Below are 15,158 nucleotides of genomic sequence, written 5' to 3' on the forward strand. Positions count from 1 at the left end.
CTTGAGGCTGTCCGCGGCGTTGTTTTTGGGTATACTGGGGGCACAAAAATGAGAAAAAAGAAGGGAGAGCTGTATGGCGACCGATTGGTTGCAAGTACGCGCCGGACAACGCGCGTACCAGCACATCAAAGAGCAAGGGTTAAGCGCGGCAGACATTCAACTGTTAGTAGGAGCGTCGGGCGGACCTAAGTGGTTCGTTTTACAAGGTTTGGACCGCTATTTATTTGGTGAGTTTTTTGCTGATCGTCAGCAGCCTCTCGATCTCTTAGGCACCTCAGCTGGCGCATGGCGCTTTGCAGCGCTAGGACAGCGTGACCCAGTTGCCGCGAGTGAGCTGTTTTGTCGCCTCTACAGCACGCAAACCTACAGTGCCAAACCCGATGTGCAAGAAATCACCGATGAAGCACGCAAGCTGTTGGCCGAGTACATTCCCGATAGTGCTGTGGGCGATATTCTGCAGCAAGACCGGTTTCGTCATCATTGGATTGTTGCCCGTTGCCGCGGCATGACTGCGATTGAAGGCAAGCGCCAATTGCTTGGGCTGCTTGCCTCAGCAGCGGCTAACCGCGTGAAACGTCAGTGGCTGGGTAAGTTTTATGAGCGGGTGCTATTTCATCACCCGGCATCGAATGCGACATTTACGCAGCAGTGGAACGATTTGCCGACGCGCTATGCCGCATTATCGGAACAAAACTTTAAGCAAGCCTTATTAGCCACCGGGTCGATCCCTATGGTGCTTTCCGGCGTGCGTGATATTGCCGGTGCCCCAGCGGGTACCTACCGTGACGGCGGGGTTACTGACTACCACTTCGATCTTGATTTTGGTGGTGTTGATGGGCTGGTACTGTATCCTCATTTTCATCAAGAAGTGATTCCGGGGTGGTTTGATAAAAGCATCAAGTCACGGCGAACGACGGGCCAGCATTGGCCGAATGTGATCCTTTTAACGCCTACCGCAGAATTCATTGAGGCGCTACCTTACAAGAAAATCCCAGATCGCACAGACTTTGCTAAGCTTGATGCAGAGCAACGCATTCAGTATTGGCAACAAGCGGTCGAACAAGGGAAATGGATGGCGGAGCAGCTGCACGAGTGGATCGCAACGGATCGGATTCGAGAGAAAGTACAGCTTTGGACCTAATTTAGTTTGTAGAGGTTGAGAATGGATTACCGTGGAATGCCAGATTTTTCGCACGCACAGCAGGATCGCATTGGGGTCTTGATCACCAATTTAGGTACCCCTGATGCGCCCGATACCCCCTCATTGCGACGTTACTTGAAAGAGTTTTTATCTGACCCGCGGGTGGTGGAAGTACCGCGAGCGTTGTGGTGGTTGATCCTCAACGGCGTGATACTACGCATTCGCCCCAAGCGTTCTGCCGCAGCCTATCGAACCGTGTGGACCGAGCAAGGTTCGCCTCTGCTGACCCATACCAAAGCACAAGCGGAGCAACTGCAACACCAACTCAAGCAACAGTATGGTGAGCAGGTGATTGTGCGTTATGCCATGCGGTATGGCAATCCGAGTATGGCCAGTGTGATTGACAGCATGTTAGAAGATGGCGTGCGCAAGCTTTTAGTGTTGCCACTTTATCCGCAGTATTCCGCGGCAACCACCGCATCTACCTTTGATGCGGTGGCGAAAGATTTTACCCAACGGCGTTGGTTACCTGATTTGCGCTTTGTGAGCCACTATCATGACGATGAAGGTTACATCGAGGCCTGTGCAGCACAGATCCGGCGTTATTGGCAGCAGCATGACCGTCCGCAGAAATTGATCTTTTCGTATCACGGCGTGCCGCTGAAGTATTTGCAAAAAGGCGATCCTTACCATTGTGAGTGCCACAAAACCTCGCGTTTGATTGGCGAAGCCCTTGGGTTACGCAAAGACGAGTATTTGACGACTTTCCAGTCACGCTTTGGTCGTGAAGAGTGGCTCAAACCTTACACCGACGAAACCTTAAAAGCCTTGCCAGCACAGGGCGTAAAAGACGTGCATGTGTTTTGTCCTGGGTTTAGTGCTGACTGTTTAGAAACCATTGAAGAAATTGGCGAGGAAAACCGCGAATACTTTATCGAGTCAGGCGGGGAAAACTACGCCTATATTCCGGCGCTCAATGCCAATGCCGAACATATTGATGCCTTAACACGGCTGATCGAAAGGGAATTACAAGGTTGGCAGGTGACCCGTGACAGTCAAGCGTCAGAAGACCGCGCCAGTGCCTTGAAACAAAACTATGGCAGTATTGAGACATCTGATTTGTAAGGAAGCGTATTTGTGAGTGAAGCGGTCGTACCGGGACGTCTAGCACGCGCAATTGCACCTCTTGCCGCAGCGCATCAGGGGGAGAGCGGTGTGGTGCCCTTGGTCGATGCCCGTGAAGCGTTTGCTGCTCGGGTACTGCTGGCGCACCAAGCGGAGTTTACTCTAGACGTTCAGTACTATATTTGGCGACATGATATTACTGGCACCATTATGTTTGAGGCCCTCCATGAGGCCGCTGACCGTGGCGTGAAAGTACGATTGCTGCTTGATGATCATAATACTGCCGGGCTTGATGCCACGTTAAAGGGCTTGCACCAGCACCCAAACATCGAGGTTCGCTTATTTAATCCGTTGCGTTTGCGCCGGCCGCGCATGTTGAATTACCTGTTCGATTTCAAGCGGGTCAACCGACGCATGCACAACAAAGCGTTTGTCGTGGACGGTGAAGTGGTCATTAGCGGCGGACGTAACATCGGTGATGAGTATTTTGGCGCGACCAGTGATGTGTTGTTCGCCGATTTAGATGTGTTGCTGATAGGTCCAATAGTGAAAAAGGTACAGAGCGATTTTGATCGCTATTGGGAGAGCGAGTCGGCATGGCCGTTAGAGCGGCTGTTTAGTCTCACAAAACCACAAGACCTGTCCACGTTGCATGCGATTGCTGAGCGCTATAAGCAAGACACGAAAGCTCAAGCCTATGTCAAAGCGATTGAAGAGCTCCCCTTTATTCAGCAGCTCTTGCAGCGTGAGCTTGAGGTCTATTGGGCACCGACGCAATTGGTCAGTGACTCACCGGCGAAAGCGTTGGGCCGCGCCAAACCGCAACAAATGGTACCGCATCAACTAAAACAAGTATTGGATGAGCCGCAATCGCATACCACCCTGGTGTCGCCGTATTTCGTCCCGACCCGAACTGGCGTGAACGAGTTGATTGCCATGGCCAAGCGGGGCGTGCAAATCATCATTTTGACCAACTCATTGGAAGCCACCGACGTGGCTGTGGTGCATGCAGGTTATGCGAAATGGCGTCGTAAATTACTGCGTCATGGCATTCAACTTTTTGAAATGCAACGCTTATCACCTTTGGCGCGTTGGCAAGAACGACGGGCGCGACGGCAGCGCTTGAAAGGCAAGGAGCGCTTCGGTAGCTCAGCCTCAAGCTTGCACGCGAAAACCTTCTTAGTGGATTCGGCGCGAGTGTTTGTCGGTTCGTTAAATTTCGATCCGCGTTCAGCTGCCATTAACACCGAACTCGGCTTCGTGATGCACAGTAAGGCGTTGGCCGCGCGGATTGAAGCTACCATTGTTGAAACCCTGCCAAACTATGCTTATCAACTGCGTTTAATTGGTAACCGTATTGTTTGGGTGGAAAGGCTTGGCAAACAAAAGTCATGGTATTACTCTGAACCTAATGCATCGATTTGGCGTCGGCTTGCTGTACGTATTTTGGAGCGGTTGCCGATCGAACGTTTGCTTTAACGCACGAGGGATGGGTTATGCGATTAACGTTTTTAGGCGCGAGTGAAACGGTTACCGGCTCAAAATACTTATTGGAGACAGACACCACGCGCGTGCTGATCGACTGCGGGTTATTTCAAGGCTATAAATGGTTGCGTGAGCGCAATTGGCAACCCATTCCACTAGGCATCAATGAGGTTGATGCCGTCGTTCTGACCCATGCACACCTTGACCACTCTGGCTATGTTCCTGTGCTCTATGCACATGGTTTTCGTGGGCCTGTGTATGGTCATTACGGCACCCTAGGTCTGTGCCAAATTCTTTGGCCTGACAGTGGTCGCATTCAGGAAGAAGACGCGAAATTCTACAAAAAGCACAAGCTCAGTAAGCACCGCGAACCACGTCCACTATACGATGAGGCCACGGCAGATCAGGCCTTGACCTTGCTGCGTGGGGTCGAATACGAGGAAGTCTTTCAGATCGGTGATATCACCTTACGCCTCCAACCCGCCGGGCATATTCTTGGCGCTGCCAGTATTATCGCCGAGCACCAAGGTACCCGCATTGGCTTTAGTGGTGATGTGGGGCGTCCCAACGATATCTTAATGAAGCCACCGAAACCTTTGCCCGAAGTCGATTACTTATTGCTGGAAGCCACCTACGGCGACCGTCGCCACACCGATGAAGACCCATGGCAGCAATTGGCTGATGTGGTCAATGAGACGGCCGCTGCTGGCGGCGTATTGATGATCCCGAGTTTTGCCGTCGGGCGCGCGCAATTGCTACAACATATGCTGGTCACCTTGATGAAAGAAGGGCGTATTCCGCGCTTACCGATGTTCTTGGACAGCCCGATGGCGATTAGTGTGTCACAACTCTATGACGAACAATGTGACTATCATCGTTTGAGTGACGCACAGTGTGATGCGATGGAAGGCGCGGTGATCTATACCCATAGTGTGGAGGAATCGAAAGCCATTGCGCACCAAGGCGCCCCCCATATTATTATTGCTGGTAGCGGGATGGCGACCGGTGGGCGGATCTTGCATCACTTTAAGCATTGGTTGAGTGACCACCGAAGTACCGTATTGTTCAGTGGCCACCAAGCAGGTGGTACCCGTGGGGCGAAAATGGCGCAGGGCGTTGAGCGGATCAAATTGCATGGGCAGTGGTTACCGGTCAAAGCGCGTATTCGCCAGCTTGATGGCTTGTCCGGCCATGCCGATTATGCCGAGCTTGGCGACTGGTTGAAACAGTCTGCGTTGCCAGCGAACACCAAAGTGTATTTGGTGCATGGCGAGCCCGACGCGCTTGAGGCAATGTCAGATCACCTCAAGCAAACCACCAGCTATGACGTGCATGTCGCGGCCTATCGGCAAGTGCTCCATTTTAATAATGACGGTTAAGTCAGCATTAGCATGACGATGGCGGTGGTCACCACCGCCAAAAAGACATTCAGCACCACGCCTTCACGCGCCATTTCTTTAACCGTTAAACGTTGCGATGAAAACACAATCGAGTTCGGCGGTGTGGCGACCGGCATACAAAACGCTGTGCTACAGGCAATGGTGGCCGGGATCATCAAGAGCGCAGGAGGCAGGTCAAGCGCCGTAGCCGTTGCTGCCATGATTGGCATTAATAAGGTTGCTGTAGCGGTATTAGAGGTTACCTCGGTTAGAAACGACACACTCAAGGTTAAGCAAAAGATCAAGACGACCAAAGGTAGGGTGCCTAAACTCGACAGCGCTTGACCAATCAATGCGCTTAAGCCACTACTAATAAAACCTTGTGCTAAGGCGATACCGCCGGCAAATAACAGCAAAATACCCCAAGGAATAGACACAGCGGCGGACCAAGTTAACAACGGCTCGCCGTGTTTGTCGCGCACCATAAACATCACCAAAACGCCAGCAATGGCAACGGTTGCATCACCGACATCCAAGAGCCCGGTTAATGCGCTCCAGCCGCCAAACGGCGTGGTGCGGGTAATCCACAGCACGACCACTACCGCAAAAATAGCTAGTACCCGTTTTTCTGCACTTTGCAGTGGTCCTGGAGCTTCAATGTTGAGGGTCACGTTCGCGCTGATGTGGCGCGATAACCACCATGCCATGATTGGCAGCGAGACAATGACAAAGGGCAAACCAATTGCAAACCAGTCGGTGAAACTAAAGGCTTCGCCGGTGCTTGCCTCATAGACCGAGGCAAAAATAAGGTTCGGCGGCGTGCCAACTAAGGTTGCGATGCCACCGACTGACGCCGAGTAGGCCAAGCCCAAGAGCAGGGCGCGTTGAAAGGAGTGATCGTCACAGGCATCGGCAAGGGCGAGTGCGACCGGCAGTAACGCCAGCACTGCCGCGGTGTTTGAAATCCACATGGAAAGTAAGGCGCTGGCTAGCATGAAGGCGAATAACATGCGCTTGCCATGGCCATTGCCAACCGTATGTACCAGGCTGAGGGCTAAACGGCGATGCACACCGCTTAGTTCAACCGCTTTTGCCAACATAAATGCTGCCATGAAGAGCCATATGATGGGATTACCAAGTGCTAACGAGACCTCCTGTAACGGCGTGATCGCGCCGACGGGGAGCAGCACAAAAGGCAGCAGGGAGGTGGCCGGCAATGGTAGGGCTTCAGTGATCCACCACCAAGCGACCCAAACGGTGGTGGCCAGTGTCCACGCCGGTGCGTGCGTAAAGCCAGCAAGGTTCAGGCTCAGAAAATAAACGATAACTGCGCTCAAAGGAGCGCCGAACAAATGCAATTTTTGCATGTTAGGTTCGCTGTGTAAGGGAGACACTAAAGTTTAGCAAATGGCTGAGTTATTTGAAATTAGGCTGCGCACCCCGTAGGGTAATAAGGCACAATAATATAACAAAGGAGTTGATGATGACTGAACGTAGGAAGTGGAATTCTGCTATCCTAGTTCCGGTATTTTTTCCGGCGGTTGCCGTAATTGCGCTTTTGGTGATTGGCACCTTAGCGAACCCCAAATTAGCAGGTGAAGTGTTCAGTGATGTGCTGGCATGGATCACCGCTGACTTTGGTTGGTTTTATATGCTTGCCGTGGCGATATTTTTAGTTTTTATCGTCAGCGTCGCAATTTCAAAGTGGGGCCGCATCAAACTAGGTCCCGACCATGCTGAACCCGAGTATAGTTTTCCGGCCTGGTTCGCGATGCTGTTCTCGGCTGGCTATGGTATTGCCTTATTATTCTTTGGTGTGGCCGAGCCTGTGCTGCACTATTCCAGTCCGCCAGTGGGCGCCGCCGAAACGGTCGACTCCGCGAAGCAAGCCATGCAAATTGCTTATTTTCACTGGGGCTTTCATATTTGGGCGATCTACGGTCTGGTTGGCCTTGTGCTGGCTTACTTCTCGTTTCGCCACGGCTTACCCTTATCGATGCGTTCAACGCTCTATCCGTTGATTGGTGAGCGCATTCATGGCGTTGCCGGGCATACCGTGGATACCTTCGCGATACTCGGAACCATGTTTGGTATCGCCACTACCCTCGGTTTATCGGTGATCCAAATCAATGCTGGTCTGAACTACTTATGGCCAGAAATTCCGGTAGGTACCACTGTGCAGTTAATTGCGATTGCCGTGATTACGGTGTTTGCGATCATGTCCGTGGTTGCGGGCATGGACAAAGGGATTAAACGGCTGTCATACCTCAACATGACCTTGGTGTTGTTTATTCTACTGTTTGTGTTTTTTGCCGGCCCAACCGTTCATATTCTGGAAACCTACCTGCAAAACACCGGCGCTTACTTAAATAATATCGTTGAGCGAACCTTTAATTTGCAAGCCTATTCACGCAGTGACTGGATTGGCAACTGGACCTTATTTATTTTCGGTTGGACCATTGCTTGGGCACCTTTTGTCGGTTTGTTTATCGCCAAAATCAGTCGTGGCCGAACCATTCGTCAATTCGTGTTTGGGGTCATGTTCGTACCGACAATGTTTACCTTTTTCTGGTTTAGTGTGTTTGGTGACACGGCGCTCAACCTGATCATGAACGAAGGTTACACAACGCTTATCTCCGAAGTGCAAAACGATGAAGCCATCGCACTATTTAAGCTCTATGAGCGCTTACCGCTGACCAGTATCCTGTCGTTCGCGACGGTGCTGTTAATCATTACCTTCTTTGTCACCTCATCGGACTCTGGTTCTTTGGTCATCGACTCCCTTGCTTCTGGCGGACGTACTGATACGCCGGTATGGCAACGGGTGTTCTGGGCGAGTTCTGAGGGCATCGTTGCTGGGGTGCTGTTGTTGGCAGGAGGGTTAGGCGCCTTGCAGACCGCCTCCATTGCCAGTGCCTTACCTTTTGCGGTGGTGATTTTAGTGGCTGCCTTTGGGATGTGGCGCGCGTTGGTCATCGAAGGGCATCAGCATGCCAGTTTGAAAAGTGCCATGCGCACCCACCGTCGTGGCGTGCATGCAGGACCAGGCTACTGGAAAAAACGTTTGGCAGGGGTGGTGGACTTTCCGCATCAAAAAGAAGTGCGCACCTTTATCGAGCACACGGTGATCGAGTGCTTCCATGATGTCGCCAAAGAATTACAGCGCCATGATTGGGAAACCGATACGGAGTTTGATGCAGAGAACATTCGCGCCATTCTCACCATTCAGCGCGAAGGCGAGGTCGAGTTTAACTATGAAGTTCGCTTACGTGCCTATCAGCGCCCAGAGTTTGCGATGGTCGATGACAAGCGTGAGGACAAGAAGTACTTCCGCGCCGAAGTGTTCTTACGTCAGGGCGGTCAAGCCTATGATGTGTATGGCTATGAACCGGGCGATCTCATCAACGATGTGATCAATCAATTCGAAAACTACCTGCAATTCATGCATATCTCGCCGGGCAGTTTGCCGTGGGATTTACAAGAACATGACGACGACCTTAAGTAAGGTCGTCGAGCAGTTCGTCTAATGGTTTGGGCTTGGCAAAGAAGTAGCCTTGCCCAAACTCACAGCCGAGTTCTGTCAGGCGCACCGCTTGCTCGGCGGTTTCAATACCTTCCGCGACCACAGCAATATCTAATTGCCGCGCCATTGCCAAAATGCCACGTACAATGGCTTCATCACTAGATTTTTGACAGACTTCTTGAATAAACGCGCGGTCAATCTTGAGCTTGCTAACAGGTAATTGCTTCAGGTAACTCAAGCTCGAAAAGCCGGTTCCAAAATCATCAATCGCCATGGTGAAACCTGCATCACGGAACTTCTCGATTAACGCGACGGCATGCTTACTATCGTCCATGAGAATCGTTTCTGTCAGCTCAAGCTCAATACTATTGTTGCTTAGGCCGTACGACGCGACGGTGTCGAGAATGCTGTCGAAGAAGTTCGCACGGTGAAACTGGAGCGCTGACAAGTTGACTGCCACGCGCAAATCAGGATGTTTTTCACGCATGCGTTGTAAATCTTCGCAGGCACGACTAAAAGCCCATTGGCTGGCTGGAATAATCTGGCCGGTGGCCTCGGCCATCGGGATAAACTTGTCCGGAGCGATAAAGCTGCCATCATTCAGCTGCCAACGCATGAGTGCCTCAACGCCGACAATGTTGCCGCTGGCAAGGTGCACAATAGGTTGATAGAACAGTTGCAGGCGCTCTTGGTCAATCGCTTGTTGAAACTGGTTCCGCAGGTGCACATCAACGCGTTGATGGTGCTCAAGCGTGCGGTTATAGAAACATAGGTGGTTGCGACCTTGGCGCTTCGCCATGGTCATCGCGCGGTCGGCCTGTTGGATCAGATCGACCGCTGATTGCGCCGCCGAGCAGTAGCACGAAACCCCAATACTGGCGGTGATATAGACCTTTTGCTTGCGAATCTCATAGGGCTCTGCAATCAGCTCAAGTAAATGATTACCAATGCGTTCAGCTTCAATGAGCTCTTTGATGCTGAGCGCAACGACAAACTCATCACCACCAAAGCGTGCCATGAAGTGGGGCGGCTCGAGCGCGTCATTAAGGCGTTGCGCTACCTGTTTCAACACCTCGTCGCCGGAGGCAAGTCCCATCGCTTCGTTGACCGGTTTGAAGCTATCTAAATCAATGAATAAGACGGCCCAGAAACACGACAAGCCATTTTTCTGCTCTTTGTGTAAGGTGGTCGCGAGGCGCCGTTCAAATGAATTACGGTTGAGCAATTGTGTTAGGGCATCATGTTCCGCTTGGAAGGCCAATTGTGCTTTACCTTCCACACGCTCGGTAATGTCTTGATGAATACCAATAAAGTGCGTAATGGTACCTTTGCTATCCGCCACCGGGGCCAGTTGTAATTCATCCCAAAACGAGGTGCCGTCTTTGCGATAATGACGTACTTCGCCGGTGTACTCGGTGCAGTTATTTAGTGCGCTACCAATCGCTTCGATAGTTGCCGGGTTGGTGCGCGGACCAATAAGGAAGTCGCACGATCGACCTTCGAGCTCTTTGGCGCTGTAGCCAGTCATGCGCTGGAAGGTTTCGTTAGTGTAGGTGATAGGGCTACTTGGATGCTGGGCATCGGAAATGACAATACCATTGGTACTGGCATGAATGCTACGTTCCAGTACATGCAGGCGTTCGTCTTGTTGGCGCTGTGCGGTAGTGTCTTTGGCGATACCGAAAACACCGGTAATGGCACCGTTGATTTTGATCGGCAAGCTGGTGATATCAATAAAACGCAATGCTTTCTGAGAATTGTAGACACGCAGTTGATATTGCACCGACTCACCGTTCAAGGATGCTTTAAAGTTGGCTTGTGCGTGCGCCACATCTTCCGGGTGAAGAAACTCAACGAAGTTACTGCCAATCACTTGTTCAGGGTCATGCTGCAAGGTTGAGAACACCGCATGGTTGGCGTTGATGATGGTACCTTCAGTATCAAGCGAATAAATTGCGTCAGGGTGGAAGGTGAACAGCGAGCGAAATTGTTGTTCATTCACCAGCAGGTCACGTTGTTGTTCTTGCATACGGCGCTGGGCATTTTTAAGCCGCAAACTATGCTGTTGTAACTGACGATTCTGTTGCGCTACCACTAAAAACGAAATACAGAACATAAAACCTAAAAAGGCAACGATCATCCGTAAGTTTGAGGCGTTGGAAAGGTTATCAAACGAATACAAGCTCACCGTCAGCAATAATGGCGCTGTGTGTGGCAGGTTGACCGTCGCGCTGGCGACTAAAAGTTCGTTGCGATGACGCGGCTTACTGGTATCAAAACTCATGGTGCGCTCGTCATCATGGCCCACATAAATTTTTAAGAAGCTAGGTAGTAACCGCGTTTCAGGGCTTAACAGCTGCATTAAGTCCACCACCACCAGCAGTGAGTAGTGTTCGTCGGCTTGGTAGCCGACCGGCATGAGAATAAAGCCGAGCGGTTTGGCATTGCTACGAAAATCGGTGCTCGGTACCAGCATGGCGATATCTTCTGGGGCTGACATCAACCAATTTTGTACTTCAGGTTGGTTCAACTGGCGCAAGTAGTCGCGTTGATCGTCGCTTTGCTGTTGCCAAACCGGTCGCCCGTATTTGTCGAGCATATGAATTGCCAAGTAATGCGGGATATCACGCAGGTAACTGGCACTATCAAAACGCGCCGCTTCAGCAAGTGGCGAAATATCAAATTGCTGCCAGCGTTCCCGTAGGCGGTTGAGAATTTGAACGTTGACCGCAACGGTTTGCTGCCGAACTTTGGCGACTTTTTCGATGGTGTCGACCGCTTCGTGGCGGATGCTTTTGATTTGCGCCAAGCTTTGGTGGTACCAAATACCGCAGATCAACGCAATAAAGAAAAAGGTAAGCCAGGTCGCTGGCGTGTTCTCAACACGGAAGAACAGACGTTGCCGGGCCGAGACCAAAAACAACGATAAACTTACCAGCAATAACATCACCGCAGCTAACGAGGTAACTGGTGGATGCGGACCTAAGTAGGCGAAGCCGTCGTCCACAAAGTGAAGGGCGCAGGCGGTGATCGCCATCACCAGTAGAATGCATGAAGCTGCGCGTAGCCAGCGCCGTTGCAACATGTGTCGCGGGTTCAGCAGTAGGGCAAAACCGAGGAGCACAAAGGTGCTGGCTACGGGAGGATAAAAGTAAGCATCCAGATAGCCCAAAAACTCCAGCTGAAAGAGGCTGTCGATAGATAAATGAAGCAACAAACTATGCGTTGCTATGACAATCACCAACAGCGCAGCGCTAATTTGTAACACCCTGCGCTTCGCGGCTTGCGCAAAGAGCGCTATGGCCGTCGCCAGCGCTACAATGGCCGAGGCTGACGAAATAATCCGTTCAAACGCCGTTGCAGGTTGGGTATAGGTATTCACAGCAACGCCGAGAATACCAAACACAAAGGTGGCACAAATGGTCACAAACAAAGTGACGTTGACGAGCGATAAAGCAAGACTACGGCGATAGAGCATAGTTGTTGTTAATGATTTTCATTTGTCTTTATAGTAGGCGCAACGTTAGGCGTGGGTCAACGCGTTTCGCTGCATGATGTAACGGTCTTCACCGGGGCCGAGGTAATCTTGTTCCTCTGCGACGATGTTAAAGCCGTGTTTTTGGTAAAGTGCTGCCGCCTTAGGGTTGGCTGGTGACACGCTTAACCAGGCATTGTGATACCCCAATTGCTGGACCTCATGCAACCATGTTTGCAAAAGCTTAGCACCAACGCCTTGGCCGCGTTGTGATGCGCCAACGAGTAAAGACATCAACCAAATTTGTCCCGCTTGCGTGCCTGGTGCTCCCATACAGTAGCCCACCACTTGCGCTTCAACCTCTGCCACGTAAAGTAATTCTGGCCACTGGTGAATAGCTTGAAAGAAGACTGGGGCAGGGTATCCATCATCTGGATAGAAGCTGGCTTCGAGTGAAGCCAGCACAGCAACATCCGCAGTGGATGCAGTACGAAAACGCAATGTCATGAGTTAATCTTCTTTTTCAAACTGCACAGAAAAGGTGACTGGCACGACATAGTCGATGGCGTTCAGTCCAGCAATCTCACGTAACTTGTCGATACCTGCAACAAGGTCAAACGCTTTGGCGTTAACTAAGATCGGTTGACGGGTGGTCGCCAGCAAGGTGGTTTCGTTCAAGTGGGTCACTTGTACCGCAGCTTCGACAGTAATGGTCTCGCCAGCGATGGTTAGCGCTAGTGGTACTGTGGCAACTTGGGTGCTTGGTGCGTTGCTGGTGTCATATAACGCTTCTGGTAATGTCGCTGTAGCCGTGACTGCTGGGTGCTTACTCGCATCAAACAAGTGCTCCAACATCCGCTCATTCCGAATAGGAATGGTGGTGTCGATGCTGCTTAGTGGAATGCTGATACTCAAGGCACCGTCCTCAAGCGTACCCGTGATGCTGGTGAAGCGGTGGGTTTCTTCGACGGTATCGTTTTTCACTGAAGCGAAATACAGTTCTGCGTTTTCGCTATTGAGTTGCCAAGTGTCGGCAAGGGCAGCTTGGCTCGCCATCAGAGCCACCGTTGAACATAGCAATTGTTTAAACATATACACCTCTTCTCGGTTCGGGGTTTAGGCGCTCAATACTAGCAACATCTTTAGTCGTGGTCATTTCAATTTGATGGCAGCGTTGAAACTTTACATAGCCTTTATTCCCTCGCGATGTAGCGTTAAGTGTGCAGAAATTTGAACAGTTTATTTCTAAGGATTATGGGTAACATGTCGACAATGTATGCTGGTATTGTTGATGGCGCCCGTCAAAAGGCGTAATATGTCGACAATCTTGGTGTTTCAGCCCATTGATGAGGAAGCCTTTTGAGTACACATCCGCATCTCCTACGCCGTGCAATTACAGCTTCTGATCGCGTTTTGTATGAAATTCAATCTGCGATTGTCGAAGGTAGCATCCCGGCCGGCAGTAAAATTAGTGAACCTGAGTTGGCGCGTCGTTTTGATGTCAGTCGGGCACCATTACGCGAGGCACTGGCGCGCTTGGAGCGTTGCCACCTTATCGAACGTACACCAAATGCTGGGGCGCGCGTGGTGACCTTGTCACCCGAAGGCTTGATTGCCTTGTACCAGTTACGTGAAGAGCTGGAAGGGTTGGCCTGTCGGTTAGCCGCAGAACAAATGCCAGAACATGAAGTGCAAGAGTTGGCGGCACTGCTTGACCAACACCTATCCAGCCAGCGCGTGCGTGAAGGTGAGAGTTATTATCAAGAAGCCGGTGATCTCGACTTTCATTATCGTGTCATCTTAGGCAGCAAGAATCCCTATTTAATTAATATGCTTTGTGACGAGTTGTACTACTTGGTGCGTATGTATCGGGTACAGATGGGTATGAATGGACCGCGTGTGTCCCGTGCCTTTGACGAGCATAAAGCAATTTTAACGGCCATCGCGAATCGTGATGGTGAGTTGGCGGACTTATTGATGCGTCGTCATATCAGTGCATCACGTCGTAATATTGAACAACAACTGCAAGCAGAGAAGGATTAATTTATGAGTCACATTGTTAGTGCTGGCGCCAAGTTACGCCAAGCGATTCAAACTGAAAGCCCGCTGCAAATTGTCGGTACGATTAACGCGTACACGGCAATGATGGCTGAAAAAGTCGGTCATAAAGCACTTTATCTTTCTGGCGCAGGTGTTGCGAATGCGTCGTTCGGTTTACCTGACTTAGGTATGACCTCGTTGAATGACGTTTGTGAAGACATTCGCCGTATTACCGGCGCAACGGACTTACCTTTGTTGGTTGATGCTGACACCGGTTGGGGTGGCGCGTTCAATATTGCCCGCACTGTTAAAGAAATGACCCGCGCTGGCGCGGCAGGTTTTCACATTGAAGACCAAGTTGCGCAAAAGCGTTGTGGCCATCGTCCAAACAAAGAAATCGTTAGCCAAACAGAAATGGTCGATCGCGTGAAAGCCGCTGTTGATGCGCGTACCGATGACCAGTTTTTGATCATGGCGCGTACCGATGCGTTACAACAAGAAGGTTTAGAAGCAGCCATCACCCGTGCGCAAGCTTGTGTTGAGGCCGGTGCTGATGCGATTTTTGCTGAAGCGGTGCACACCTTAGAGCAATACCAAGCGTTTACCCAAGCGTTGAACGTACCTGTGCTTGCCAACATCACTGAATTTGGTGCCACGCCATTGTTCAACAAAGCCGAATTGGCAGGCGTTGGTGTCGAGATGGTGTTGTATCCATTGAGTGCGTTCCGTGCCATGAACAAAGCGGCACTGAATGTGTACGAGCACTTGCTCGCCGACGGCGATCAAAAAGCTGTGGTGGAGAGCATGCAGACGCGCGCGGAATTGTATGAGTTTTTGAATTATCACGCGTTCGAAGAAAAACTCGATCAGTTGTTTAATAAATAAGAACGTTGCTTGTTGCTCGCTGCTTGCTGTTTGAAAAAAACAAAAAAGCAGCAAATCAAAGAACAAGCAACAAGCAGCAAATAACGAATAACGAAGGAGCAGAGA

The 15,158-nt window shown here is 50.9% G+C and carries 11 protein-coding genes; 7 read left to right on the top strand and 4 right to left on the bottom strand.

Features of this window, described 5'->3' with window-relative positions; translation table 11 throughout:
* The first annotated feature begins 73 nt into the window (after positions 1–73).
* The 4 genes from G535_RS0104395 to G535_RS0104410 are packed head-to-tail and all read left to right on the top strand — an operon-like array spanning position 74 to position 5,130.
* Positions 74–1,141: a hypothetical protein gene (locus tag G535_RS0104395; protein ID WP_026860959.1), complete on the top strand. Its 1,068-nt coding sequence runs from the start codon at positions 74–76 to the stop codon at positions 1,139–1,141.
* A 21-nt stretch (positions 1,142–1,162) separates the two neighbouring features.
* On the top strand, positions 1,163–2,266 hold the full coding sequence (hemH, locus tag G535_RS0104400) for a ferrochelatase (RefSeq protein WP_026860960.1): 1,104 nt from the start codon (positions 1,163–1,165) through the stop codon (positions 2,264–2,266).
* Between the two features lie 12 nt (positions 2,267–2,278).
* Positions 2,279–3,745: a phospholipase D family protein gene (locus G535_RS12860; RefSeq protein WP_051206952.1), complete on the top strand. Its 1,467-nt coding sequence runs from the start codon at positions 2,279–2,281 to the stop codon at positions 3,743–3,745.
* 17 nt (positions 3,746–3,762) lie between these two features.
* Positions 3,763–5,130, top strand: coding sequence for an MBL fold metallo-hydrolase RNA specificity domain-containing protein (locus G535_RS0104410; protein WP_026860961.1), 1,368 nt, complete (start codon positions 3,763–3,765; stop codon positions 5,128–5,130).
* Here the strand turns inward: G535_RS0104410 and G535_RS0104415 are convergent.
* Positions 5,127–6,497, bottom strand: coding sequence for an SLC13 family permease (locus G535_RS0104415; protein WP_026860962.1), 1,371 nt, complete (start codon positions 6,495–6,497; stop codon positions 5,127–5,129). The genes G535_RS0104410 and G535_RS0104415 overlap by 4 nt on opposite strands.
* Before the next feature lie 113 nt (positions 6,498–6,610).
* Between G535_RS0104415 and G535_RS0104420 the strand changes: the two genes are divergently transcribed.
* Positions 6,611–8,635 (top strand): BCCT family transporter, encoded by a 2,025-nt coding sequence (locus G535_RS0104420; RefSeq protein ID WP_026860963.1) that lies wholly within the window; start codon positions 6,611–6,613, stop codon positions 8,633–8,635.
* On the opposite strand, the gene G535_RS13825 is transcribed toward G535_RS0104420, so the two are convergent.
* Genes G535_RS13825 through G535_RS0104435 form a run of 3 tightly spaced genes read right to left on the bottom strand, consistent with a single transcriptional unit; the run spans position 8,628 to position 13,220 of the window.
* Positions 8,628–12,131 (bottom strand): sensor domain-containing protein, encoded by a 3,504-nt coding sequence (locus G535_RS13825; RefSeq protein ID WP_051206953.1) that lies wholly within the window; start codon positions 12,129–12,131, stop codon positions 8,628–8,630. The two genes, G535_RS0104420 and G535_RS13825, sit on opposite strands and share 8 nt — an antisense overlap.
* 45 nt (positions 12,132–12,176) lie before the next feature.
* A complete protein-coding gene (locus G535_RS0104430) occupies positions 12,177–12,635 on the bottom strand; it encodes a GNAT family N-acetyltransferase (protein ID WP_026860964.1) in 459 nt (152 codons plus the stop codon).
* Positions 12,636–12,638: 3 nt separating this feature from the next.
* Positions 12,639–13,220, bottom strand: a complete 582-nt coding sequence (locus tag G535_RS0104435) for a YceI family protein (RefSeq protein ID WP_034727623.1) — start codon at positions 13,218–13,220, stop codon at positions 12,639–12,641.
* A gap of 267 nt (positions 13,221–13,487) precedes the next feature.
* Here G535_RS0104435 and G535_RS0104445 point away from each other — a divergent pair, with 267 nt between their 5' ends.
* The gene (locus tag G535_RS0104445) at positions 13,488–14,171 is read left to right on the top strand and encodes a GntR family transcriptional regulator (RefSeq protein WP_026860966.1); all 684 of its coding nucleotides are present in this window, start codon (positions 13,488–13,490) and stop codon (positions 14,169–14,171) included.
* 3 nt (positions 14,172–14,174) lie between these two features.
* Positions 14,175–15,053, top strand: a complete 879-nt coding sequence (gene prpB, locus G535_RS0104450) for a methylisocitrate lyase (RefSeq protein WP_026860967.1) — start codon at positions 14,175–14,177, stop codon at positions 15,051–15,053.
* Positions 15,054–15,158 lie beyond the last annotated feature (105 nt).

It is taken from the genome of Pseudidiomarina sediminum DSM 21906 (assembly GCF_000423165.1).
GTDB classification, from domain to species: Bacteria; Pseudomonadota; Gammaproteobacteria; order Enterobacterales; family Alteromonadaceae; genus Pseudidiomarina; species Pseudidiomarina sediminum.